This window comes from Fodinibius sp. (assembly GCF_041642155.1).
Taxonomy (GTDB): domain Bacteria; phylum Bacteroidota; class Rhodothermia; order Balneolales; family Balneolaceae; genus Fodinibius.
Genome location: NZ_JBEPWZ010000021.1, coordinates 1 through 23,827, shown reverse-complemented (window position 1 = coordinate 23,827; position 23,827 = coordinate 1). Strand labels below are relative to the sequence as shown.

Here is a 23,827-nt window from a genome sequence, read left to right as displayed (position 1 = left end):
GCTCATTATACCGGTAGCAGTCGAGGACAAACGCCCTGTTTTCCCATTCATCGCCGATCAGATAGCCCGGGACCGCCATTTCGGGGAAAATAACGATATCCTGCCTGTTGGCTTTTGCCTGCTCAATCAGGTTGAGCATTTTTGCGGCGTTGGCATCCGGGTGGCCCGGAGAAACTTCCATCTGGCAGGCTGCGATTTTTACATCCATGTCGGGGTGTTCGTCGTTTGTATGTAATGTCTTGATCATTAAAAAATTGAAAGCGAGCCGGTCCCAGTGCTCCGGGGAACCAGCGGTGTCCGACTTCCACCGGTCTCGTTGAATCCATAACGCCTGCCGGTTGTTGCAGGACCGACCGGCCAACGGCGTTAAAGTAGAGAAATAACATGATTCATGCAGCCGCTTCGCCGGGGGATGTTACCCCCGATCCCGGTGATACCGGAGCATTTGCTCCAGCGTGATTTTTTGCTCGTAGTAAGCACGTCCCACCACCACGCCGTAAAGCTGCTCTTCGCTGAGGGTCTTCAGGTCCGTGAGGCCGGAAACGCCGCCGGAAGCGATAAATTGAAGCCCGGGATATTGCTGCTGCAGTGATTGGTAAAGCTCCGTATTGGCCCCCTCCAGGGTGCCGTCCCGTGAAATGTCGGTACACAGCACGGTGGAAAGTCCCCGCTCAATCATCGGCCGGAGAAAGTCGTCCAGTGACTGATCGAGGGTTTTAAGCCAGCCGCCATAGGCTACTTTTCCCTCTTTGAGATCCATGCCCAGGATGGCCCGCTCTCCGTAGGTGTCCAGCACTTTCAGCCAGTCTTCGCGGTTTTTGACCGCCATAGAGCTGCAGATGATATTCGAGACGCCGTGGTCAAAGAGCATAGCGGCATCATCGTAGCTGCGAATGCCGCCTCCCGTCTGGACCGAGAGTCCCAGTTCGTTTATAATTTCATTGATATGGGCGAGGTTGACGAACGTTCCTTCCCGGGCCCCGTTCAGGTCAACGATATGAATATGATTGAAGCCGGCGTCCTTGAATTTACGGGCTTCCTGAAGCGGGTCTTCGTTATAGATGGTAACTTGTTCGTAATTTCCTTTTTGCAGGCGGACCACCTGTCCGTCGAGCAGATCAACAGCGGGGATGACAATCATTATAGTATTCGTAATGTTGGCATTTACAGAAGGCTTTGCAAAACCGTACTTGTGGCCAATAGCTGCATTTTCAGGCATTCAACATCCTCACAGATGCTTTCTATGCTGTGGTTTTGAATGCGATCAGGCTTTGATACTTCCCGATGCTTCGGGACTGGTTTTTCAAAACGTTCTTAGATTTATTGCAAGGCAGGAAAGTAAGTTTAAGATTGGTTAATTTCTATTTTAAAAGAATTTTTTGCCTGAAACCGGAATTAAAAAGCATAGCCCACATTAATTCGCAGGGCATAGGGTCCGTCGAATGCCGGAGTCATGAGCGTCAGTTCAACGGGACCGATGATGGTTTGGGTGCCGCCGGAGAGCCCGAAGCCCGATTTAAATGCCGAGGGATCAAGCTCCCATCCCGTATCGTTGTTTAGGTTGGCCGCGTTCCACTTCAGCTGGAGGAATGTCTTTTTGGGAATCCGTAGCTGGGCGCCCACCTGGAGCGCCCCGATATTTTCTCCCGATAACTGTTGAACCTCATATCCTAAAACAGGAAATTGCCGTTCCCGGAAGATAGAGACAGGCACCGCCCCGCCCCCGAAAAAACGATAATGCAGCGGCAGGGTGGACGAGTAGGTAATTGTGCGTCCCGCCGTTAACCGGGAAAGCAAAGAAAACCGGTCTGACAGGGGAAAGCGCGCCTGCCAGTCCGCCGCAAACTGCCAGAACGTCCGGCTGCTGCCCCAGCGGCCATCCGAAAGGTGGGACTTAACAAGCAGTTTGTGTCCCCGCGAAGGAAAGTAGGCGTGGTTAAAAGAATCACCGTATATCTCCATCTGAGCGGTAATAAGGCCATTTATATTATCCAGGAAAATCGTTTCTCCAATGGCTTCGTTTAAATTATAGACCTCGAAATGGGGTCCCACTCCAAGAAATAGCTGGGGCTTGATTTCCACTCGCAGCTGGGGAGAAAAGGAGAGCTGTTCCACGTCTACCGAGGAGACACGCTGCTCGTTGCTGAAAATATCGAGGGACAGGCGTGTGGCGCCCCCCATCAGCGTCAGGTCTGTTTTGGGATAAAACGAAAGCGGCAAAAAATAGGTGCCCTGCAGTTGCAGCTGCTCCCCCAGCCTCAGGTCCGCAAGCAGCGCATCCCCGTGCGTTATGATCTGATTGAAGGTCCCGCTGAAAAGCAGGGAAGCTTTGTAGTGGCTGTCATATCGCGCGCCAAAACCGACCGACTGCTGGTTTTCAGTAGTGATATCAATATTCAGGAGATACCCGCTCCGGTCGGGGAGTTCCTGCAGACGGTAGCTGATAAGATCGGTGAAAGAACCGGAATTATATATACGGTTTAGTTTATGTTCCAGCTCTGCAAGGGAATGCCGGGTGGGCGTTTCAATCCGCAGCGAATTTTTTAGCCGGTCCCGCAAATAGGCATTGGAGCCCCTTACGTTTACCTGCTTGATCAACAGCGTGTCGGATTGCTCCACAAAAGGGGGTAGTATGATCTTGTGCGGAGAGGTGTTGACCGAGTCAGCCAATGTCCTGAGGCGGGGCAGCATCCGGCGGGCAGCCTGTTCGCCTATTTTAATCAGCCGGGCAGCCTCATCAAAGTCAAAGGTGGTATAGCCGTCGATCTCCGGCTGGATATGGATGTCGGTGAGCTCAAGCTGTCGGCTGTTGGAGGTTTCGATGGTGAAGACCACGGCCTGCCACAGGATATCGACGAACGAGTGGAGACTGTCCGGGGGTGAGAGGGGACTGCTTACGTCAGATGAAATGACAAAGTCGGCCCCGAGTTCCCGGGCATCCGAGGCGGGAATATTACGCACCAACCCTCCGTCAATATAGCTGGAGGAGTCGATTTTTACCGGTTCAAATATACTCGGAATGGCAGTGCTGGCCCGGATGGCATCCGGCAGATACCCCCGGTCCATGCGTACGGCTTCGCCCGTGGCAAGGTTGGTGGCGACGGAGGCAAAAGGGATCGGCAGGTTTCTGAAATCAGTGACTCCGTGATAAGGTTCGGTCAGCCGGTAGAGCAGCATAGCAATCTTTTGGCCTTTTATAAGTCCACGGGGCAATCTCACCGAACCATCCCTGAACGGGAAAGTAAGCAGGTTTTGGGACTGATTTGTTTTCTGGTAGATGGATTGATACTGCCGGGGCGCCCGGTTGCTGAAAAACTCCTCCCAATTGTTTGAAAGGGCAATTTCCTCGAGCATGGCAGGGGTGTATCCTATTGCATACAGTCCCCCCATAACACTGCCCATGCTGGAACCCGTAACGACATCGGGCCGGATGCCTGCTTCCTCCAGTACCTTGAGGACGCCGATGTGTGCAAATCCCTTGGCGCCGCCGCCGCTCAGTGCCAGTCCGATTCGCGGCGGATTTCTATCTGCATATTCATCCACGTCTCCCTCCCATTCGGTACCCCACGCCTTTTGTCCCTGCGCAGGCGAAACGCACCCCATGAGCAGGAATCCTGTTAGCAAAATAATGTTACGCATGATAGGGTAAGGTGTCATAGCATAATCTAAAAAACAGGGAACTTAAGGATAAATAGTTTTTAAATTAAACCCTGATATGAAAACAAGGAAAACAGCCCCGTCAAACAATATTTTCCGTGAGTGATCAATATTATCATGCAAGTACTCCCGTTGTATGCCGGCCATGGGAATGATATAAAGGATCATTTTATTTATACATTTATTCAAATAGTTGAATTTGATTGAAACGGAAGTTGTTTAAATTACGTAAGACAAGCCGTTGAGTAGGTGATTTTCCATATCTCGTTTGTGCCGGGACCCGATGAAAATACTGAAAAGAGGCGTTAGCCCCGAATATCTCATTTTCGAGGGACCTGTACTCGGGATTGCTGCGGGCACTGTTTTTTGAGAACGGCGCCCCATTTTCAGAGTTGCTTTGTAATATCCAGGTAGTCATCACATCGTACGTATGAAAGAATATTTACGCTCCATAATTGACATAAAGCGGGGAGAGGGTAAGCTGGCCGGGCTTATGATCCTGTATAATTTTATCCTGCTGGTTACCCTGTACCTGCTGAAACCGGTACGCGACAGCCTGTTCCTGGTGGAGCTGGGCTCCCGGCAGCTCCCCCTGGTGTTCATGTTTACCGCCCTGGCCGTCATTCCCATCTCCATGGCCTATTCGCGCTTTTCCAATAAAGTCAGTTTGGGCTGGGTGATAAATGGAGTGACCCTCTTCCTGACAGCAAACCTGGTGGTCATCTGGTGGCTCATCCGCGTAGACTCTCCCGTCCTCTATTACCTCTTATACATCTGGGTGAGCATCTATTCAATATTGATCACCTCTCAATTCTGGTTGTTGTCGAACGCGCTCTTTAGCCCCATACAGGCCAAACGCATTTTTGGCCTGTTGAGCCTTGCCGCGATCGCGGGCGCTATGGCCGGGGGTGAGATTACCGGCTTATTGATCGATCAGCTGGGCGTCGACCCGCAAAATCTACTCCTGATCGGGGCCGCTATTCTGTTCAGCACCTTATTCCTGGTTTGGGCCATTCGCGCAGAAGCCCATCACTCGGCCGTAACTGTAGAATCCATAGAGTCTCAGCCAGAACCCGAGAAACCGGGATATGGAAAAGCCCTTTTCAACGATATCATCACCTCCCGCCACCTGATGCTGATTATGGGTATTATCGCCCTTTCGGTCATTTCGACTACCATCATCGATTACCAGTTTAAAACCATAGCATCGGCCGTCTATGTCACGGATGACAGCCTCACGACTTTTATGGGACGTTTTTACGGGCGGGTCAGTGTTATCGCGCTTTTACTTCAGCTGTTTTTGTCATCAACGTATATTGAACGCCGTGGGGTAGGCGGCGCGGTCACTATTTTGCCCATCATTTTGCTGTTGGGTTCGGCCGGACTTTTTATGTGGACCGGCCTGGCGGCGGCCATCCTGGTGCGTGGAGCGGACCAGAGTTTAAAGCATTCCCTGGACCGGACCGGCCGGGAGCTGTTGTTCGTACCGGTGGAAATGAAACTAAAGAAACGCACGAAAGTATTTATCGATCTTTTTGTCGACAACGGGGCCCAAGGCTTTGCCGGTCTGCTGCTGTTGCTTCTTACTTTTCGGTTTACCCTCACCGTACAGCAGCTCAGCCTGGTGGTCATAGGTCTGCTCGTATGCTGGATCATCCTGTCGCTGTGGGTGCAAAGCTCCTATGTGAATGAATTCCGTGAATCGGTTGAAAAGCAGGTAAATGATAACCAGGCGGGGAAACGATCGGCAGACAAAAAAGTACCCAAACCCGAGATCCTCCGTAATTTAGAGAGCCGGGATGAGCGCACGGTCTTACACTCGCTAAAAAATATCGAAGCGCATTATGACCTTCAGGATATCCCAATCCAGCCATTGGAACAGCTGTTGGGGCATCCGAGTCCGGTGGTACGAAAGCGGTGTCTCCAACTGTTTCGCACCCGTGAAATTGATGGATATATTGAAGAGATCGCCAGGCTGATTGAGGACCCCAGTGTGGAGGTTCGCCTCGAAGCGGCCCGCTACATCTACCATTTTTATGATTCCTCAGCATATGAAGGGGACTGGCAGCAGATACTGCGCGAGGGACTTCGGCATCAGGATGTTAAAATCCGGGCCTCTACGCTCGGCCTGATCACGAAAGACGGAAGCAGGCAGGAAAGAGCATTAATTACCACCGATCTGTTAAACAGCGCGCTGAGCTATAAAGGGGAGGGCGAAAAAGAGCTGAGATACGAAACCGCGCGAGCCCTGAGCGTGGTTTACGAGCCCTCCCGGACCCACATCCTGAAAACGCTTCTGAGGGATTCATCTCCCGAAGTGGTCGAGCGAGCCATTATCAGCGCCGGTGAGTCCGGGGACCGGGAGTTTATCCATATCCTGTTGGATTTTCTTGACTCAGAGCAGTATAGAAGAACGGCTCAGAAAGGGCTTTCCATGTACGGCGAACGCATTTTGGGGACGATGTTTGACTACCTGACCGACGACCAGCTGTCCCTCTCAAAGCGGTTGCAGATACCGCGTATCTTATATCTCATTCCCAGCCAGGTGACCCTTAATGTGCTGCAGTTGTCCCTCAGTTACTGTAATATCCCCGTGCGGCACCAGGTGATCAAAGCACTCAACAAAATTCGGCTGAATATTGAATCGCCTGTTTTTGATGAAGAAAAATTAAAAAAATGTGTCCGCGAAGAGGCCCGGCGTTATGCCCTGCTCAAACAATCGTATGTGGTGCTTAAAGTTTCGGACTACGGGTCGGCCCTGCTGGAAGAGGTGGATGAAGAGATCTCCAGGAGCTTTGAAAATATCTTCCGGCTCCTGGGCCTGATATACGACGCAGAAGATATCTATAATGTGTATAAAGGCATCCGCAGCGACAAGAATGCACTGATTTCCGAAAGTATTGAGTTTCTGGATAATTTGATCGAGTGGGAGGTCAAAAAGTTTTTAATGCCGCTTTTCGAATCCCTGTTGTCGAGTCAGAATGACTACGGACCGTTTGAACATCAAATACAGACCACCGAAAAGGCGCTGCATTTTTTGGCCGATCTGGATCATCCCACCCTGCAGGAACGGGTATCCGAGGTCAGGGCGGGGGCTGACGGGGGAGAAACAGTTCGAAGGGACTGAGCAGGATGGGAGTTATTGTGACAGCGCTATGGAATTTACGTTAAACTAAAACGACCGTATTTCTGTTTGATCTCAGTAGGGTTTTTGGATATGGCAGGTGCTTCAACCTGCACGTTTTGCCGGGGGGTATGGCCGGCAGGTAGTCGTAAACTGTTTGGTACCTTGATTGTTTGCCCCTGTCAGCGTTTGGAGGGGGATTGCGAGAACGACCCCTTGAACTATCTTAATAACATGTAACTGTCAGATAATTTTGTGAACTCTTTTTTGACCACAAAGATCCGATTTTTTGGGGGGATCGTTTTCCTGTTGCTGTGCATCGGCCCATACCAGGCGGCGGACAGCTCCCCCCAACCCAGTATGGTGGAGGTCCCCATGGACGGGCCGGCGGGAGAATATAGCGTCGTTTTCCAGCTTTCGGCCCGCCCGGGGCCGGTGCCGCCGGATACCCTCCCCGGGGAAGCGCATCCCGATTCCATCCCGTACAGCACTGAGCCCTCCCTGGGAAGGCAGCTGCTGAAGGCGCCGTCCGCCCTCTTGCACCTGGCGACCCGGCCCCTCAAGTGGGGGATGGTATGGAGCGGGGAATACCAGCTCTATTCCAGGGTATCGGACTTCTTTTTGAATGAGGAGGGGACCGCCGGGTTTTATCCCAATTTTTCGGTGGGGGGACGTACGCCCTTTGCGGCAGGCATCACTTACTTTAACCGGGATCTCTTCGACAGCGGACACTCGCTTGATTTCAACACCTTTTATACCAATCCGGGGAACTACAAACTGGGCGTCAATTATAAGATCCCGCCCACCCGGCAGCGCAGGTACCAGGTGACGGTAAACGGCAACCTGCGGAGCAATGACGATCAGAATATCTTTTTAGGCGGAAACAGAAGCTCGGATGATCAGCGGGGCAGCTACGAAGTTGAGCAGTACAACCTGGAGACCCAGGCCGGATACCTGATTCGCCGGAATGTACTGGCAACCGTAAGCGGGGGACTCATCCACACCGATATCAATCATCTTGTTGCGGCTGCCGGGGATGGAGTACCCGCCGGAGAACCCACAGCCGCCGGGGCATTCAGTCCGGGAAAAGCAACGCTATTCAATACGGGCCTCGGTGCAACCGTTGACAACAGGAGGGGGCTTTTCGAGAATAGAAATACCAGCTTGATCAGTACGGTCACCACCTCCTACGATTTCAAGCAAACCAAGATACGGGTCTACTCCGGGGCATTGTACGATGTGGGGATTCGCTATAACCGCGGGCTGACGGGCGACGCTTATGAATACCTGAATTATTACGGGGACTGGCAGCAGTTTTTTGCGATTCCGGGCCTCCCCCCGGACCGGCGGCTGGCTTTCCGGGCCCGCCTGTACAAGAGATATCCCCTGGCCGGCAGCTCTGTTCCTTTTTACGAGCAAAGCATTCTCGGTGATGCCGATAACCTTCGTGGGTACCGGCAGGATCGCTTCCGGGACCTGGGATCACTGCTGCTGACCCTCGAATACCGCTATCCCATATGGGACACCTGGGATGCCGTGTTGTTTGCCGACCAGGGACAGGTTTTCAATACCTACGACCAGATCGGGCTGTATCGGTTTCACGGATCGGTGGGTACGGGTTTGCGGTTTATGACCGCTTCCGATTTCCTGTTTCGGGTCGAAATAGCATTCAGCAAGGAGGGGTCGCGGGGCCTGCTGGAATTCAGCATGAACTTTTAGAATTTGCACGAGTATATGAGACTGACAAAACAAAAAAATAAAGCGGAAAAGGGGTTGAGATTACGAGATGAAGCACACCCTTTTCCCCGGTTGTGCTACGGTGTCGTTTTTCTCCTGCTGTCGGGGATGATATGGGGATGCGGGGCCAGCTCGCCCTACTACAAACACGCGGACGATCGTCCCGCCGCCCGGGGAGAGGGTGTGGAATTGGGCGATCACCGGTTTACGCTGTTTTTGATTGGGGACACCGGGGACCCGTCGACCGATCCGCTGGAGCCGAACCTGGGGGTGCTCCAGCATCACCTTGCAGCGGCCGGCGAGCAATCGGCGGTCGTCTTCCTGGGCGATAATATCTACAATTACGGCCTGCTGCCCGAAGGGCATCCCGATCGCAGCGATTCGGAGCGGCGGATCGACACCCAGCTGCAGCTGCTGAGTGAGTACCGGGGCCACCCGGTCTTTATCCCCGGAAACCACGATTGGAATCACGACGAGCCGGGCGGCCTGGAAGCGATTCTTCGCCAGCAAGCCTATATCCGGGACCGGCTCGGTGCGACCGCCTTCGCTCCCCGGGACGGTTGTCCGGGTCCCTCTGAACTCCCGCTGGGTCCCGATCACGTGTTGCTGCTGATTGACACGCAGTGGTGGCTCTATCCCCACGAAAAGCCCGCGCCCGAAGACTGTGCCGCCGGCACCAGGGAGCAATTTGTGCAGGTCGTGGACTCCCTGGCGCGGCACTACGACAGCCAGGATATCAATATAATAGTCGCCGGTCACCATCCCCTGTACAGCAACGGGACGCACGGCGGGCACTTTCCCGTGGAGGATCACCTGTTTCCCCTGCTGAAATACCACTCCTCGCTCTACCTGCCGCTGCCCGTTATCGGATCGATTAATCCCCTGTATCGGCGGATAGTGGGGTACCGGCAGGACCTGGCGGGTAAAGAGTACCGGCAGCTGCGGGTTGAACTCACCCGTATTTTCCGCCGGCACGGGGACCTCGTGTATGCATCGGGACACGAGCACAGCCTGCAGTATCACCCGATTGGCGACCAGCATTATGTAACGGCCGGCTCCGGCACCGTGCAGAGCTACGTGCGCAGGGGAAAAACGGCTGATTTTGTCTACTCCCACAAAGGATTTGCCCGGGTTGATGTGAACGAAAACGGGACCGTGTTATCCTTCTGGACGCCGGGGGGCGAGCGTCCCGGGGGACGAATGGTCTATCAGACCCTGCTTTATGAACACTAACCGGCGGTATGAACCGATATAATAACATCCCTGTTTCCATGGGTACCAAGCTCTTGAATCGTATTTCGACATTTTCATTTATACTGCTTCTGCTCTGCCTCACCCTGCTGGGCGCGTGCAGCACGTCCCGCCCCTATACCCTCCAGCCGGTCAAAACGTTTGACCCGGACAACAAAGACATCCCGCTTCCCGGGGAGAGTGAGGAACGCTTCAGGTGGGAGACCCTGTACCTCAGTACCTTTTACCAGCTTGAGAAGCCCCTGGATCTGGGCCGGTCATTCCGCGCCCTGGGGCACTGGGCCGGGGTCAACGGTCCCGATGAAGCCGACAACGTGAATATGCTCGATGAGGTGCCCGGTTCCAGCTGGTACAGCCGCCGGCATTACTTTGAGCCGATGGATGCAGCGGCCTTAACACGTGGACCGCTTACCGATGCCCGGCCCGACACCACCCGACCCATAACCGTTATCCGGGGCAAGTCCGAAGGGGTCACGCCCGGCTTCACCATACGGGATGCGCGGGATAATACCTACATTATCAAGCTGGACCGCGCGGACTTCTCGGAGCTGATGTCCTCTTCGGAGGTCATAGCCACCAACATCTATTATGCCGCCGGCTATTACGTGCCCCAAAACAGCATAACGTACCTGGATCCCCGGCAGCTGACCATAGCCGAGGATGCCACCGTCACAAGGGGGGACGAAACCCGGCAGCTGACCGAAGCGGACCTGCGGGAGATAATAAACAAGACGTACAGGCGGGAGGATGGCAAAATCCGCGTGCTGGCCAGCAAGTACGTTAACGGTCGTCCCCTGGGACCCTGGAACTTCAAGGGCACCAGGAAAGACGATCCCAACGACCGGATTCCCCATGAAGACCGTCGCGAGGTGCGCGGGCTCGGCGTACTTGCTTCGTGGCTCAACGACACCGACCGGCGGTCGGGCAATACAATGGCGGTATACGTGGAGGAAGGGGACAGGAGCTACATCCGTCACTTTCTGCTGGATATGGGATCGACGCTCGGGACCGTCGGCACCACGCTGCGGCACACGAAAAGGGGACAGGAATACCGCTATGATCCCCGTTACATGGGGCTGCTCTATGCCAGCCTGGGGCTCTATGTAAAACCCTGGGCCCGCCCCGAAGCCAAAGATCGCCCCTTTTACCCCTCCGTCGGCTATTTTGAGTCCCAGATATTCAGTCCCGCCGGATGGGTGCCCAGCTACCCGAATCCCGCCTTCGAGAAAATAACCTCCCGCGACGGTTTTTGGGGAGCGAAGATGGTGATGGCCTTCTCGGATGAGGATATCAGGTCCATCGTCGAAGCCGGGGATCTGTCCGATCCCGAAGCGGAGGCTTACCTGGTACAGACGCTGAAAGAACGCAGGAACAAGATAGGTCGCTACTGGTTTGGCCGGGTCAATCCCCTGGATAAGCTCGAGAGCCGGCTGTCGGAGGGAAAATTGGTGCTGACTTTTGCTGACCTGGGCGTAGAGGGGGAGCTTTTTGAGGGAAATCAAACCGAATATGCGTATACCGCTACCCGCGAGGACCGGCGGTGGACAGAAAACGGGCGTACCTCCCGGCCGGTTATTGAGCTGGATACCCGGTTGGGTGACATCGACATCGCTCGCGGGGGACAAGAGGGTCCTCCTGTATTGAAGGTGGAGATACACACGCTGCGAGGGGGAGAGAAGCATCCCGACAGGAAAACGACCGTGTATGTGGCACTTGAGGAGGGGGAGAGCGGGGCCCGGGTCGTGGGAATACGCAGGGAGGGTTAGGAATTAGTAGTTTGGAATTGGGAAATGGGAATTGGAAGGGGGTCGAAAGTTCATTATTGGCAGGGAAAAGGGAGGTCGAAATTCAAAACTATAACACCACTGTAAGCCTTTGGATGCAGAGGTGGATGAGCAGTAAACGGTAAGCAGCTCGCGCCAGTACAATGATAAGCACTGCAGTTTCCCCCTATCATAGCTGAAAAGTTAAAAAAATGAGAAGCGAACGTCTTAAGATATAACTATGTAATAAGGCTAAAGGAATCGGGAAATCATCGAGCATTGGGACCAACGGGGATATCGGACCGGCAAAATACAGTGAAATAATTGGAATGATATCCCGTTATAAATGTGTTATATTACGACAAGCTGTTGAAAGGTGAGTGAGAAAGGAAAGCCTTGAATACAGCATTGGTTCTTTGACATATTGGGGGTGTAGCGGATTCGACGGAATGAGTAGAATCGCAGGCTGCATGCCGAGTTTGAGCGATGACACTCGTAAATAACATCATGCACTAAATGTAGTTGACAACAACTATTCTTATAGCTTCGCTGCGTAACGCAGCTTAGCCGTTCCCTCGGGCGCTTGCCTGTTAGTCCCGGTGGGAGCGTCGATATAACAGGATAGTACGGCATCTTGCCTTCCGTCAGGTGCCGTGCGAAATTCATGCGGAATAGTCTGCAGTTGTGTGTTACTGAGCGTCGCTGCAGGCGAAACTCAATTCGGTAACTAAGCATGTAGATGCTTGAACGATATACCGTTTCGGACCGGGGTTCGATTCCCCGCACCTCCACTTTTATTATATATTTAAAGAAGCCTTTCACCGTGCCGGTGAGAGGCTTTTTTGTTTTGAGGCGGGATATCGGTTCCGGATGCTACATGCAAGGTTACGGGTGTCGAAACTTGAGAGCTTCGTACGTCGGTTGGCATGATTCATTTGATCGACCTTTGGACATGGCAATTCTTGAAACTTGCCATGTCTTATGAGGAAATTATTGAAATAAATAAAGCAGCCGCCGAAGGTATTCGGAAAAGGAGAATGAACGGCGGTATACAAGTGTTGGCTTAGATTTGCAAAAAAGCTGAATTCCAATTAAATAGCAGGTCAAGAGGTTGCGTTTTCAGCTTTAAAGATGGTAGAGATGATAAAACCATTATTATGGATAACAGGAGTAATCGCAGCAGGCTATTTATTTATCCTGCTATTCATGTATCTGTTTCAGGCACAGATGGTCTTTCATCCGACCAAGCAGATGGGGACAGATCCTTCCGCAGCAGGGTTGCCATTTGAGGATGTTACTTTCGAGACTACAAATGGCCTGCAGCTTCACGGGTGGTTTGTGACCGCCGGAGACAGCGCACCGACCATCCTCTATTGCCACGGCAATGCCGGCAACATATCGGGACGCCTGGAGACAATCCGGTTGCTTCACGAGCTGGGATTGAATGTATTCATCTTTGACTACCGCGGGTACGGGCGCAGTGAGGGAACGCCATCCGAAACCGGTACCTACCGGGATGCTTCGGCCGCGTGGGGTTATTTGACCGAAACCCGGGGAATAGAAAAGGAAAAGATCATTGCGATGGGGCGATCGCTGGGCGGGTCGGTTGCTGCATGGCTGGCAGCGCGTAAAGACCCTGCGGCTGCCATAGTTGAGTCCTCTTTTACCTCGGCAGCTCAGTTGGCCGCTGATTTCTATCCGTGGCTGCCGGTTCGCTGGCTGTTAAAATACGATTATAATACAATAGCTTACCTGCAGAATATCAAGGCACCAGTATTCATGGCACACAGCCGGGATGACGAGATTGTACCCTTCCATCACGGAAAAACCCTGTTTGAGGCTGCCGGAAAGCCTAAAATGTTTGTGGAGCTACGGGGGTCGCATGCTTCCGGGTTTTTGGAAACGGAAACGAAATACCGGAAACAATTACGATCGTTTTTAGTTAAGCACACGCCCTATAAAATGTATTAGATTACCAGTAAACATGTTTAATGGTTGGAAATATTGGAGTTGCTGCTCACATATTTATTCTAAGCAGGGTTCATTTTTAACCACTGCAGGGTTCATTTTTAACCACTAAACAGTTATCAGCAAATCAATAGGTAACCCTTATGGATATTCACAGCGAAGAAATTACCGTAGAAGCCGAAGGCTTTTCAGATATTCAGAATATCACGGATGAAGTCCGCTCGTTTGTCCGTAAAAGCGGATATTCGGAGGGATTGATTCACATTTTTCCCATCGGTTCCACAGCATCCGTTTCAACGATCGAATTTGAACCCGCTTTGGTGCAGGATATGAGAGACAAGCTCGAGGAGTTTGCCCCCAAAGATCAAGCGACCCGCCACGGTCAGACGTGGGGCGATGACAACGGCTTTTCCCATATGAGAGCTACGATGATGGGGCCGGGCATCACGGTTCCGCTCCATGATAGTGAGCCGGTATTGGGCACGTGGCAACAGATTGTGATCATCAACCACGACAACCATCCCCGCCAGCGCCGGATTTTTCTGCAGGTGATGGGGGAATAGGCAAAAGACGTTAAAAAAATTAATGACGATTCTACTTTTTATTTCTGGTTTTGTCCTTCTCATTTTCGGAGCAGAAATGTTAGTCCGCGGCGCATCGAAGGCAGCCTCGGCCCTGGGTATTTCCCCGCTCATTGCTGGTTTAACCGTTGTTGCATTTGGAACGAGTTCACCGGAATTGGCAGTCAGTATCGGGGGCGCGCTGTCGGGACAGGCGGATATAGCACTCGGAAATGTTATTGGAAGTAATATCATTAACGTGCTCTTTATTTTGGGGGTGTCAGCGATAATTATCCCCCTCTACGTCTCTCAACAGATGATTCGTTTCGATGTGCCCCTGATGATCACGGTTTCTGTTGCCGTTTTGCTTCTCAGCCTGGACCAAACCATTGGCCGCTTTGATGGCGCGTTACTGGCAGCCGGCTTGATCCTTTATCTCGGTGTGTTAGTAGCATTAAGCCTTAGAAACCATTCCCGTAAAAAAGAGTCTGATCAAAAAATACAGACGAACGAAAGTTCCAACGATCGAATAAATTGGCTTGCAACTGTATTTCTTATAGTTGCGGGGTTAGCTTTGCTGGTTTTGGGATCCCGGTGGTTTGTTAACAGCGCTGTCAGCTTCGCCGCTTATCTGGGTGTCAGCGAATTGATTATTGGGCTGACCATCGTGGCTGCCGGTACTTCCATGCCTGAAGTAGTCACATCAGTTGTTGCTGCTATTCGGGGAGAGCGTGATATTACGGTTGGCAATGTTGTAGGTAGCAATATCTTCAATTTATTGGGTGTGCTTGGCATATCCGGCATGTTAGCTCCTTCGGGTATATCAGTTTCAGAATCCATTATCGGTTTTGATATTCCCCTTATGATTGCGGTGGCCATCGCCTGTCTGCCTATATTTTTTACAAGGGGAGTAATCAGCAGGTGGGAAGGAGCTTTATTTCTGGGTTACTATGTTGCATATACTTTGTATCTGGTGTTTAATGCAACAGAACATGACCTGTTGCCGAAATTCAACAATGTAATGCTGTATTTTGTAATCCCAATAACAGCAGTTACCATTTTGGTTATCGTGATTCAGGAATTTTGGGATAAGAGTAAAAACAGCAACTAATCCCTTTACTCTCACACCGTTAGTTTGTACCCTTTACAGAACGTTACCCGTTAATTCACTTTTATAATTTTTGTAAACAAGGAATGATGATCAGTATCAAAGCCTGAGCGAACTAAAGCCCACAGCATTTAGGGTCTATGTGGAAATGTTGAATATGCAAAAATACAGAGATTGTCCAAAAAAACGGTTTTCCAAAGCTCACTTTTAATTATTGTTATTTATGGATTTGAGAATGATAGAGATGATGGCCCCGCCTGAAACCACCCGCGAGGCCCGTCAGCTTTTGGAGGAAAAAAGGATCATGGGGATGTGGACCGACCATCTCGACGACGGGTGCTCCATATTGCGGATCCTATCGAATGCGGATCAGACGGAAGTCATCTCCGATATGCTGAGTGATAAATTCAGCAGTATCGAGGGCTTTCGCATCCTGTTGTTTTCGGTAGAGGCCACGCTGCCCCAGCCCGATATTGAGGATGCAGAGGAAGAGGTGGGAGAAGTGGCGGCAAAAGAGGAGATCGAAGGACCCGGGCGCGTGAGCCGCGAGGAACTGTATGCGGATGTCACGGAGGGTTCTGAACTGACTCCCATTTACCTGGCTATGGTGGTACTTTCCACGCTGGTAGCCGGGGTGGGACTGATTCTGAATGATGTGGCTACGATTATCGGGGCTATGGTTATTGCTCCACTTCTGGCTCCGAATGTTTCGCTTTCGCTTGCTTTAACACTGGGAGATTTGGAGTTGGGGTGGCGATCTATAAAAGCCAACGGGGCGGGACTGGCTGTTTCGCTGGTGATATCGGTGATCATGGGCATCGTTTTTACCGTGGATCCGGGGGCGAAAGAAATGATAACCCGAACGATGGTAAATCTGAAGCATATCATCATTGCTTTGGCGGCGGGGAGCGCGGGCGTTCTGGCTTTTACGAGAGGCGTCGCGGCGGCCATTGTCGGGGTCATGGTTGCGGTGGCCCTGTTACCCCCGCTGGTGGCCCTGGGGCTGCTGCTTGGGGCAGGCTTTATGCAATTGGCGGTCGGCGCGGGCATATTGACCGTTACAAATGTTATCTGTATTAACCTCGCGGGAATTCTTACATTTTTAGCCCAGGGCGTTCGACCCCGAAGTTGGTGGGAGGAGAAAAAGGCGAAAAAAGCGTCCCGTACAGCGCTTGCCATATGGACGCTGCTGCTGCTTATCTTTGCGGGTATCATCTGGTACTGGGGACAATTTGACGTGGAGGCGCTGGTCCCTTAAATTCCTGTCTCCCATATTATTGCTTTCAAATTATGTTAAAGGCAGTTTGTTATGAGCAGTGGGGGGGAGAATCAGTCTACCATCAGTACCGGGCAGTTAAGGTATCCCAGGGTGGTTTCCAACGAGGGCTGTTGAAAAAAAGATTGCTTTTTGGGCGTCACCAGCAATCCCGACTGCTGCCGGTTGACGGCATTCAGAAAAGCGGACAGGTCGGGGCGTTCAAGCATGGTTATCGTCACGGGGATAGAGGCGCTATCCACGATCTTTTCGAGCTTCTGATTGCGCTGCCCTTCGGTTTCCTGACCCTCATCCAGGACCAGTATACTCAATGTGCTGTCATTTTTTTGGGCCAGCGAAAGTGCAAGCCTGAGTCCCTTTTGACTTTCATCCGAAGCATCGAATACGGTCGTAATCGTTTTCCCCAGGTCCACGCCTTCCTTCAACAGGAGAATGGGCTTTTCGGCTTTCCGGATGATCGTTCTGGCTGTGGATCCCAGCCTGTCTCCCGGGTGAAAGGATCGTCCCCGGCTGCCGATGGTTATCAGGTCGGCTTTGCGCGCCGCCTGAAGGATCTCCTCGTCCACTCGTCCCCGCGCCGTTTCCCAGGAATGGGTGATCTGATTCTTTTTACTGATATGCTGCAGCTGCCGATGCAGTCGTTCTTTCAGCAAGTCGATCTCCTGTTCCAGGGCTTTTTCTTCCAGGACATGGGCCTTGCCTGTGAGTTCATTAATGGATGTCACGGAGGGCAGCCTGCTGATTCGACTCCAGTGTTCTTCATGCACAAAAAGCCCCCGGATATTGGCCTCCATTAGTTTTGCGAGGGTGGCCGCCGCCCTGAGCGCGGCCCGGCTGTGGGACGAAGAATCGACAGCAACCAGGATTTCGCGAACCACGATGGTATGGTTTGCATCTTCGGCCATAACTACTCTTGACTGTTTTCAGATTTGGCAAACGCTTTTCGCTGTTCAGCGAGATGAGTCAGTTTTTCAATGATCCTGTAATTTATGGTATCCTCGGGATAGGAGCCGTCCTCTTTGGGGACTCCCATATCCATACCGGTCAGCACTTCCATCCCCTCATCAACGGTTTCAATGGAATAGATGTGAAAATCCCCTTCTTCGACCGCCTCGACGACATCTCTGCGAAGCATCAGGTTTTTTTCGTTGGCCCTGGGGATGAGCACGCCCTGCCGGCCGGTAAGTTCGCGCTGGTTGCAGATATCAAAGAACCCCTCGATCTTTTCATTGACTCCGCCGATTGGCTGCACCTTGCCATGCTGATTGACCGAGCCGGTAACGCTGAAGGACTGTTTCAGCGGGATATCGCCGATAGCCGAAAGCAGCGCATACAGTTCGGCCGAGGAGGCGCTGTCGCCGTCGATATGGGAATACGACTGCTCAAATACGAGACTGGCGGAAAGCGACAGCGGTCGTTCCCCGGCGTATCGTTCTCCCAAAAATCCCTTTAGGATCAGTACGCCCTTGGAGTGAATGGACCCGCTCATGTCAACCTCACGTTCAATATCGATGATTTCCCCCTTCCCCAGCTGCACGCGGGCGGTGATGCGGTTGGGACGACCGAACATGAGGTTGCCCACTTTGGCAACCGAGAGCCCGTTAATCTGTCCCACGGCTTCCCCGGAGGTATCGATAAAGATGGAATCCCGGATGATGCTCTCCTGAACTTTATCGCGGAGGCGGGAGGACCGGTAGATTTTTTGCTCTATCGCTTTTTCAACATCCTCCTTCGTTACGACGTCCCGCTCCCGCCGGCCGGCCCAGTGGTTGGATTCTTTTAGCAAATCAGTGATATCGTTGGTTTGGGCGGACAATTTTTCGTTGTCGCCGACCATGCGCGATCCCTGTTCGATGATCCGGGCAACGGCTTTGTTGTCAAAAGGGCGAAGCTCATGTTTGGCAATGAGTCCTGCTATAAGCTGTGCATACCGGTTGTTGTTTTCATCCGTGCGGTCAATTTCATCTTCAAAGTCGGCTTCAACTTTAAACAGCTTGCTGAATTCTGGGTCATATTCGCAGAGCAGGTAGTACAACAGGCGCTCGCCGGTCAGTATCACTTTTACGTCTAACTGGATGGGTTCGGGCTCCAGGGAGACTGTACTGACCATGCTGTAGGATTCTCCCAGCGATTCAATCTTAAGCTCCCCTGACTTCAGGGCCCGTTTTAATCCTTCCCAGGCAAAGGGTTCGAGCAGGACCTGCCGGGCATCGAGGATCAGGTAGCCGCCATTTGCCCGATGGAGTGCGCCGGGCTTTATCAGGTTAAAGTTGGTTGACAGGGTCCCCATTTTGGACTGGTATTCAACCCGGCCGATCAGGTTTTTATAATTGGGATTATCTTCATAGATAACCGGAGCCCCTTCCATTTCGCTGTTGTCCACCATCACATTTACCCGGTAGCGGTCCAGTACGGGATTTCTACCCCCTCTCTGCTGCTGGGGCTGCTGTCCTCCCATCATCTGAAGCAGCTGGTTACCCCCCTGGCCGGACTGGTTTTGATTTCCCAAGATAGACTGCACGTTTTCGACAATATCGATCTCTACGTCATTCAGAAAATCCTGAACATCCTCAATCTCCGAGAAATTATCGCGGATTTCATCAAATAAATCCTTGATGGCATAGGTGGCTATTTCTTCATCGAGCTCTTTCAGGCGTTCCCGGGCCTTGCGCCTGTTGGAGGGCATTTTCTGAATAATTTTTTGCAACTCTTCCTGCAGCTCCTGGGTCTTTTCTTCGAGCTCCTCCCGTTTCTCCTCCGATAGGTTCTGGATTTCCTCCTTGCCCATAATTTCTCCCTCCTCATTTAAGGGGGCGAAAGAGAAACCCGCGGGCGTGCGCATCAGGGCCAGTCCCTTTTCGTTAGCCTTGTTCTTAAGATCCTCAAACGTTTGTCCCTGCTCCTGCTGCACCTGGTCCTGCAGCGACTGCCGCCGGTTTTGATACTCTTCCGTTTCGAAGGCGGAGGTAAGGGTGGGCACCAGGTCATCGATAAGCTGCTCCATCTGCTTGTGCAATTCACTGCCGCGACCGGCCGGCAGCTCCAGTACGTCCGGCTTGTAGTAATCGTCGAAATTATTCACATGGCAGATGTCCGGGGGAACCGGCTGATCCGCTGACTTTTCCTCCAAGAACTCTTTGAGATGGTCTTCCTTGTTTATTTTATTCGGACCGAGCGCAAAGATATTGAAGCCGTCTTTGCCCATTCCATAGCCGAATTCCAGGGACGCGGAGAGCCTTTCCTGGCCGATTACGGTGGTGGAATCGTCCATTTCGCCGGTGGTCTCAAATGCCAGAGAGTCCGGATCACATTGCCTGTAAAGAGAACCTGCTTCAAGTTTTGTCACCTTGTGATGGATTTGGTTACACGTTAGTAAACCTTAAATGAATATAGCGGTACAGAAGTTCCCGGGAAACCCTATCCGGCTGCTGAAGCCCCGCCGTCAATGGCAATGACGGAGCCCGTGATCCAGGAGGAGTCCTCGCTGGCCAGAAAAAGGACCGTCCGCGCGATATCCCCGGGAGTTCCGGTTCGTTTCATGGGCAGCGTTTCCGGCACCTCATCCAGAATGGTGTCCGGGTTGGGGAAGGCAACTGCGGAGTCGTTATACAGTTTGGTTTCCACCGGACCGGGTTGGATCAGGTTGATGCGGATGCCGGGGGCGTAGTCAACGGCCGCCTGGCGGACCAGCGATTCCACGGCTCCCTTGGAAGCACAGTAGGCGGCGTGGTTGGGGAAGCCTTTGTGGGCGGCGATGGATCCGGTGACCACAACCGTGCCGGTGGTGTCCGTTTCTTGCATCTCCGGGATGGCCGCGCGGAGCAGGTAAAAGATTGCGTTGAGGTTGGTATCCAGCGTGCGGTGCCAGGTCTCTTCTTTCACCCCGGTGAGGGATCCCAGTCCGAGCACCCCGGCGTTGGGAATCAGGATATCGAGCGAGCCATAGGCGGTGACGGCCTTTTCCACCAGCTTCCGGTTGACTTCCGGAGAGCGCACGTCTCCCTGCACAAATAGCGCTTCCCCGCCGCGTTGGGAGATGCTTTCAATGACCTCTTCTCCCTTCTGCGTATCGCGTCCATTGATCACAACGCTGGCCCCTTCTTCGGCAAACAGTTCTGCAACGGCCCGGCCCATACCCCGGGTGCCCCCGGTAATGAGAGCGACTTTGTTTTTTAGTTTATTCATGCTGACGATCTGTTATTGGTTATTAATTATGTAGAGCTTCTTTTACAGAACTGCTGGCCGGTATCAAACATTAGGAATTTGATTATACCCAGCAGAAACCTTCAACCTTCACTATGTATCATTAAAATACCCTATTCGAGCTATTTCAGGACAGGCCGGGAGTCCAATCAAATGTAGTGGCTTCACCAGTAATTTACTGATTTCTACTCACTACTGAATTCCTCCTCGATCTCGCTCATCTTCATCGCCAGTTCCTCCCATTCGGCGTAGACTTCGACCAGCTCGGCTTTCAGCTTCTCGTATTCCAGCGAAACCTCTTTAACCCGCTCTTCGTCCTCATAAAAGTCAGGCGCTGCCATCAGCTGCTCGATCTCGTTTTTGCGCGCTTCCTTTTGTTCGATGGTTACTTCCAGGGGATCTATTTTCTTCTTAAAGGGCTTGAGACGCGTATATCTTTTCTGCCGCTTCTGCGCTTCAATACGCCGCTCTTCTTTGCGGGAGAGACCGTTTTGGGCGTTCGAACCTGAGGATGATGTGGTCCCCGAATCCTTCCCGTCCCCGGCGCTGTTCTCTCGCTCGTCCACCTTTTCCAGGTAATACGATACATTGCCCAGGAAGGTATTGGTGGTATTGGGACGCACTTCGAGTACTTTGTTTACAATCGGGTCGAGAAAGTCCCGGTCGTGGGAGACGATCATGAACGTACCCTCATACTGCTCCAGCGCCTGCTGAAGAATCTGTTTGGACTGCATGTCCAGGTGGTTCGTCGGCTCGTCAAAGATCAGGAGGTTTGCCGGCATCAGCAGCATCCGCGCCAGGGCCAGCCGGCTTTTTTCGCCGCCCGAGAGGACCGAGACCTTCTTAAAGACGTCGTCGCCCTGGAAGAGGAAACAACCTAAGATCGTTCGCAGACGGGTCTCTTTGGCCTTTGGAGCGGCCTCGCGCATAATTTCAAAGACGGTCTTGTCGAGGTCAAGCTCGTCGGCCTGGTGCTGGGCAAAATAGGAGGTTGTCACATTATGGCCGGGCTCGCGGTTGCCGCTGTCGAAGTCTTCGAGACCGGCAATGATGCGAATCATCGTGGATTTGCCGGCGCCGTTGGGACCTACGACCGCAATTTTGTCTCCCCGGTCGACGCTGTAGCTGAGATCATCAAAAACGACATTCGAGTCGTATTGTTTGCGGATCTCCTCGAGTTTCATCACTACGGCCCCGCTTCGCTCCGGCGGGGGAAACCGGAAGGAGATCTCCTCCTCATGCTCATCGAGCTCAATGTTATCCATCTTTTCCAGTTTTTTGATGCGGCTCTGTACCTGCTTGGCTTTGCTCGCCTTATACCGGAACCGGTCGATAAATTCCTGCGTCTCCTTAATCTCTTTCTGCTGGTTTTGATACGCCTTCCGAAGATGTTCCTGCCGTTCTTTGTCCTTTTCCCGGTAATAGGAATAATTGCCCGCGTAATCGTGCAGGTTCCCGCGATCCAGGGCCAGCGTCCGTTTGGTTATCTCGTTGAGAAACGCCTTGTCGTGCGACACGATAATGACGGCTCCCTCATAGTTTTTAAGGAACTGCTCCATCCACCGCAGCGATTCGATATCCAGGTGATTGGTCGGCTCGTCCAGTAACAGGTACGTGGGCCGCTGGAGCAGGAGTTTCGCCAGTGCAATACGCATCAGCCACCCGCCGCTGAATTCGGTCGTCGACCGGTTGAAATCTTCGGGCGTAAAACCGAGTCCCATCAATACCTTTTCGATATCCGACTGCAGCGTGTAGGCACCCGACTGTTCGAGCTTGCTCTGCATCGTCCCCATCTCGTCCAGTACCTGCTGGTAGTGCGGGGATTCTTTATCCAGCTGACCCAGCTGCCGCTGCTTTTGCCGGACCTGCTGTTCGAGGTTTCGGATTTCCCCGAAGGCGCGTTCAACTTCCTCATAGACCGTACACGTCGGATCCGGATCGACGCCATCCTGGGGCAGGTAGCCTATGGTGGCTTCCCTGGAGGTGTTGACCTCCCCCTCATCCGGGGTAGTTTCCCCGGCGATGATTTTCAGAAGCGTCGATTTGCCGGCGCCGTTGGGACCCACCAGGCCGATACGTTCGCCCGGGTTGATGAGCGTGCTGATCCCGTTTAATAAATTTTGATCGCCGAACGTAAGTGATATATTATTAAGTGAAAGCAAGATGGTGGTTTTTGAGTTGGCTCGTAATATAACCATCAATGGGGTAGAGCTAAACCGAATTTTTGGGATTTTTATCAACCACTTCTTTTTAAAGAGGTACTTTTATTCTATTTTTGGCCTATGGGTTTACTTATTTTCTATCTATTACTCGCTATCGGGGTGTCTTTCCTCTGTTCATTGCTGGAGGCGGTACTGCTTTCTGTGAGTCGTTCGTATATCGCTATCATGGAGCGCAAGGGGAGCAGGAGCGGCAGCCTGCTGCGGAATTACAAGGAGGATGTTGATCGCCCGCTTTCGGCCATCCTCAGTCTTAATACCATTGCGCACACCGTGGGCGCGGCCGGCGTGGGAGCACAGGCACAGGTCCTCTTCGGGCAGGGTTATGTTGCGATCACCTCTGCGGTGCTTACCCTGCTTATTTTGGTGTTATCCGAAATTATTCCAAAAACCATTGGAGCAACGTATTGGCGGAGATTAGCTCCTTTTACGGCCCGGACGCTGCGTATTTTACTGATTCTGCTGTATCCCTTTGTGGTGATCTCCCAGGTTATCACGCGCTTGCTGTCGGACGACGAGACTCCCAGCTTCAGCAGGGAGGAGTTCGGGGCGCTGGCAGATCTGGGCGTTGAAGAGGGGATCTTTGAAGAGGAGGAGTCGCGTATTTTTAAAAATCTTATCCGCTTCAGCTCCCTCCGGGTAAAGGATATTATGACGCCGCGGACCGTCGTGGTGGGATTTAAAGAAAATCAGACGGTGGGAGAGGTCAGCGATAATGTGGAGCAGCTGCATTTTTCGAGGCTTCCCGTCTACGGGGAGGCCCGGGACGAGGTAACCGGCTATGTGTTGAAAAACGATCTGCTGCTTATGATGGCCCGCAATGAGATGGCCACACCGCTTAAGGAGTTTAAACGCGATATTTTGATTGTGCCCGAGATGACCCCGCTCCAGGATTTCTTTGAGCGGTTGATGAGAAAACAGGAACATATCGCCATGGCTGTGGATGAGTATGGCGGCTTCG

Annotated in this window: 16 protein-coding genes and 1 other RNA gene; 10 read left to right on the top strand and 7 right to left on the bottom strand. The window is 52.5% G+C overall.

Annotation, left to right across the window (positions count from 1 at the left end):
- The 3 genes from ACESLU_RS02895 to ACESLU_RS02885 all read right to left on the bottom strand — a co-directional run.
- On the bottom strand, window positions 1-361 hold a 361-nt coding region (locus ACESLU_RS02895; RefSeq protein ID WP_372634866.1), incomplete at its 3' end, for a nitrilase-related carbon-nitrogen hydrolase.
- 54 nt (window positions 362-415) lie between these two features.
- Window positions 416-1,219 carry a 1-(5-phosphoribosyl)-5-[(5-phosphoribosylamino)methylideneamino]imidazole-4-carboxamide isomerase gene (gene hisA, locus ACESLU_RS02890; RefSeq protein WP_372634863.1) on the bottom strand — a complete coding sequence of 268 codons (804 nt, stop codon included), beginning with the start codon at window positions 1,217-1,219 and terminating at the stop codon, window positions 416-418.
- A gap of 176 nt (window positions 1,220-1,395) precedes the next feature.
- Complete coding sequence (locus ACESLU_RS02885; RefSeq protein ID WP_372634859.1) at window positions 1,396-3,639, bottom strand: patatin-like phospholipase family protein; 2,244 nt, start codon at window positions 3,637-3,639, stop codon at window positions 1,396-1,398.
- Between the two features lie 448 nt (window positions 3,640-4,087).
- Between ACESLU_RS02885 and ACESLU_RS02880 the strand changes: the two genes are divergently transcribed.
- From ACESLU_RS02880 to ACESLU_RS02840, 9 genes are all read left to right on the top strand, one after another.
- On the top strand, window positions 4,088-6,784 hold the full coding sequence (locus tag ACESLU_RS02880; protein WP_372634856.1) for an Npt1/Npt2 family nucleotide transporter: 2,697 nt from the start codon (window positions 4,088-4,090) through the stop codon (window positions 6,782-6,784).
- 264 nt (window positions 6,785-7,048) lie between these two features.
- On the top strand, window positions 7,049-8,500 hold the full coding sequence (locus tag ACESLU_RS02875) for a hypothetical protein (RefSeq protein ID WP_372634853.1): 1,452 nt from the start codon (window positions 7,049-7,051) through the stop codon (window positions 8,498-8,500).
- Window positions 8,501-8,554: 54 nt separating this feature from the next.
- Window positions 8,555-9,751: a hypothetical protein gene (locus tag ACESLU_RS02870; RefSeq protein WP_372634851.1), complete on the top strand. Its 1,197-nt coding sequence runs from the start codon at window positions 8,555-8,557 to the stop codon at window positions 9,749-9,751.
- Window positions 9,752-9,759: 8 nt separating this feature from the next.
- Window positions 9,760-11,535 (top strand): hypothetical protein, encoded by a 1,776-nt coding sequence (locus ACESLU_RS02865; RefSeq protein ID WP_372634848.1) that lies wholly within the window; start codon window positions 9,760-9,762, stop codon window positions 11,533-11,535.
- Window positions 11,536-11,958: 423 nt separating this feature from the next.
- Window positions 11,959-12,326: a transfer-messenger RNA gene (gene ssrA / locus ACESLU_RS02860) on the top strand.
- A gap of 346 nt (window positions 12,327-12,672) precedes the next feature.
- Window positions 12,673-13,503: an alpha/beta hydrolase gene (locus ACESLU_RS02855; RefSeq protein WP_372634845.1), complete on the top strand. Its 831-nt coding sequence runs from the start codon at window positions 12,673-12,675 to the stop codon at window positions 13,501-13,503.
- A gap of 140 nt (window positions 13,504-13,643) precedes the next feature.
- Entirely contained in the window at window positions 13,644-14,063 is a 420-nt protein-coding gene (locus tag ACESLU_RS02850; RefSeq protein ID WP_372634841.1) for a secondary thiamine-phosphate synthase enzyme YjbQ, read from the top strand.
- A 22-nt stretch (window positions 14,064-14,085) separates the two neighbouring features.
- The gene (locus ACESLU_RS02845) at window positions 14,086-15,171 is read left to right on the top strand and encodes a calcium/sodium antiporter (protein ID WP_372634837.1); all 1,086 of its coding nucleotides are present in this window, start codon (window positions 14,086-14,088) and stop codon (window positions 15,169-15,171) included.
- Window positions 15,172-15,391: 220 nt separating this feature from the next.
- Window positions 15,392-16,426 carry a TIGR00341 family protein gene (locus ACESLU_RS02840; protein ID WP_372634834.1) on the top strand — a complete coding sequence of 345 codons (1,035 nt, stop codon included), beginning with the start codon at window positions 15,392-15,394 and terminating at the stop codon, window positions 16,424-16,426.
- Between the two features lie 71 nt (window positions 16,427-16,497).
- On the opposite strand, the gene ACESLU_RS02835 is transcribed toward ACESLU_RS02840, so the two are convergent.
- The 4 genes from ACESLU_RS02835 to ACESLU_RS02820 form a co-directional block, all read right to left on the bottom strand.
- Window positions 16,498-17,349: a universal stress protein gene (locus ACESLU_RS02835; RefSeq protein ID WP_372634831.1), complete on the bottom strand. Its 852-nt coding sequence runs from the start codon at window positions 17,347-17,349 to the stop codon at window positions 16,498-16,500.
- Between the two features lie 2 nt (window positions 17,350-17,351).
- Window positions 17,352-19,790, bottom strand: coding sequence for a Lon protease family protein (locus tag ACESLU_RS02830; protein ID WP_372634829.1), 2,439 nt, complete (start codon window positions 19,788-19,790; stop codon window positions 17,352-17,354).
- A 71-nt stretch (window positions 19,791-19,861) separates the two neighbouring features.
- Complete coding sequence (locus ACESLU_RS02825; protein ID WP_372634826.1) at window positions 19,862-20,629, bottom strand: SDR family NAD(P)-dependent oxidoreductase; 768 nt, start codon at window positions 20,627-20,629, stop codon at window positions 19,862-19,864.
- Between the two features lie 203 nt (window positions 20,630-20,832).
- Entirely contained in the window at window positions 20,833-22,845 is a 2,013-nt protein-coding gene (locus tag ACESLU_RS02820; protein ID WP_372634823.1) for an ABC-F family ATP-binding cassette domain-containing protein, read from the bottom strand.
- A gap of 84 nt (window positions 22,846-22,929) precedes the next feature.
- Between ACESLU_RS02820 and ACESLU_RS02815 the strand changes: the two genes are divergently transcribed.
- Window positions 22,930-23,827, top strand: an 898-nt coding sequence (locus tag ACESLU_RS02815; protein WP_372634819.1) for a CNNM domain-containing protein, incomplete at its 3' end; no start/stop codon positions are given.

What these genes read in the sequence shown, in the direction of transcription:
- ACESLU_RS02825 (WP_372634826.1), bottom strand. Translation starts at nt 20,629, where the DNA reads ATGAATAAACTAAAAAACAAAGTCGCTCTCATTACCGGGGGCACCCGG.
- ACESLU_RS02865 (WP_372634848.1), top strand. Translation starts at nt 9,760, where the DNA reads ATGAACCGATATAATAACATCCCTGTTTCCATGGGTACCAAGCTCTTG.
- ACESLU_RS02835 (WP_372634831.1), bottom strand. Translation starts at nt 17,349, where the DNA reads ATGGCCGAAGATGCAAACCATACCATCGTGGTTCGCGAAATCCTGGTT.
- ACESLU_RS02845 (WP_372634837.1), top strand. Translation starts at nt 14,086, where the DNA reads ATGACGATTCTACTTTTTATTTCTGGTTTTGTCCTTCTCATTTTCGGA.
- ACESLU_RS02855 (WP_372634845.1), top strand. Translation starts at nt 12,673, where the DNA reads ATGATAAAACCATTATTATGGATAACAGGAGTAATCGCAGCAGGCTAT.
- ACESLU_RS02820 (WP_372634823.1), bottom strand. Translation starts at nt 22,845, where the DNA reads ATGGTTATATTACGAGCCAACTCAAAAACCACCATCTTGCTTTCACTT.
- ACESLU_RS02885 (WP_372634859.1), bottom strand. Translation starts at nt 3,639, where the DNA reads ATGCGTAACATTATTTTGCTAACAGGATTCCTGCTCATGGGGTGCGTT.
- ACESLU_RS02850 (WP_372634841.1), top strand. Translation starts at nt 13,644, where the DNA reads ATGGATATTCACAGCGAAGAAATTACCGTAGAAGCCGAAGGCTTTTCA.
- hisA (WP_372634863.1), bottom strand. Translation starts at nt 1,219, where the DNA reads ATGCCTGAAAATGCAGCTATTGGCCACAAGTACGGTTTTGCAAAGCCT.
- ACESLU_RS02840 (WP_372634834.1), top strand. Translation starts at nt 15,392, where the DNA reads ATGGATTTGAGAATGATAGAGATGATGGCCCCGCCTGAAACCACCCGC.
- ACESLU_RS02880 (WP_372634856.1), top strand. Translation starts at nt 4,088, where the DNA reads ATGAAAGAATATTTACGCTCCATAATTGACATAAAGCGGGGAGAGGGT.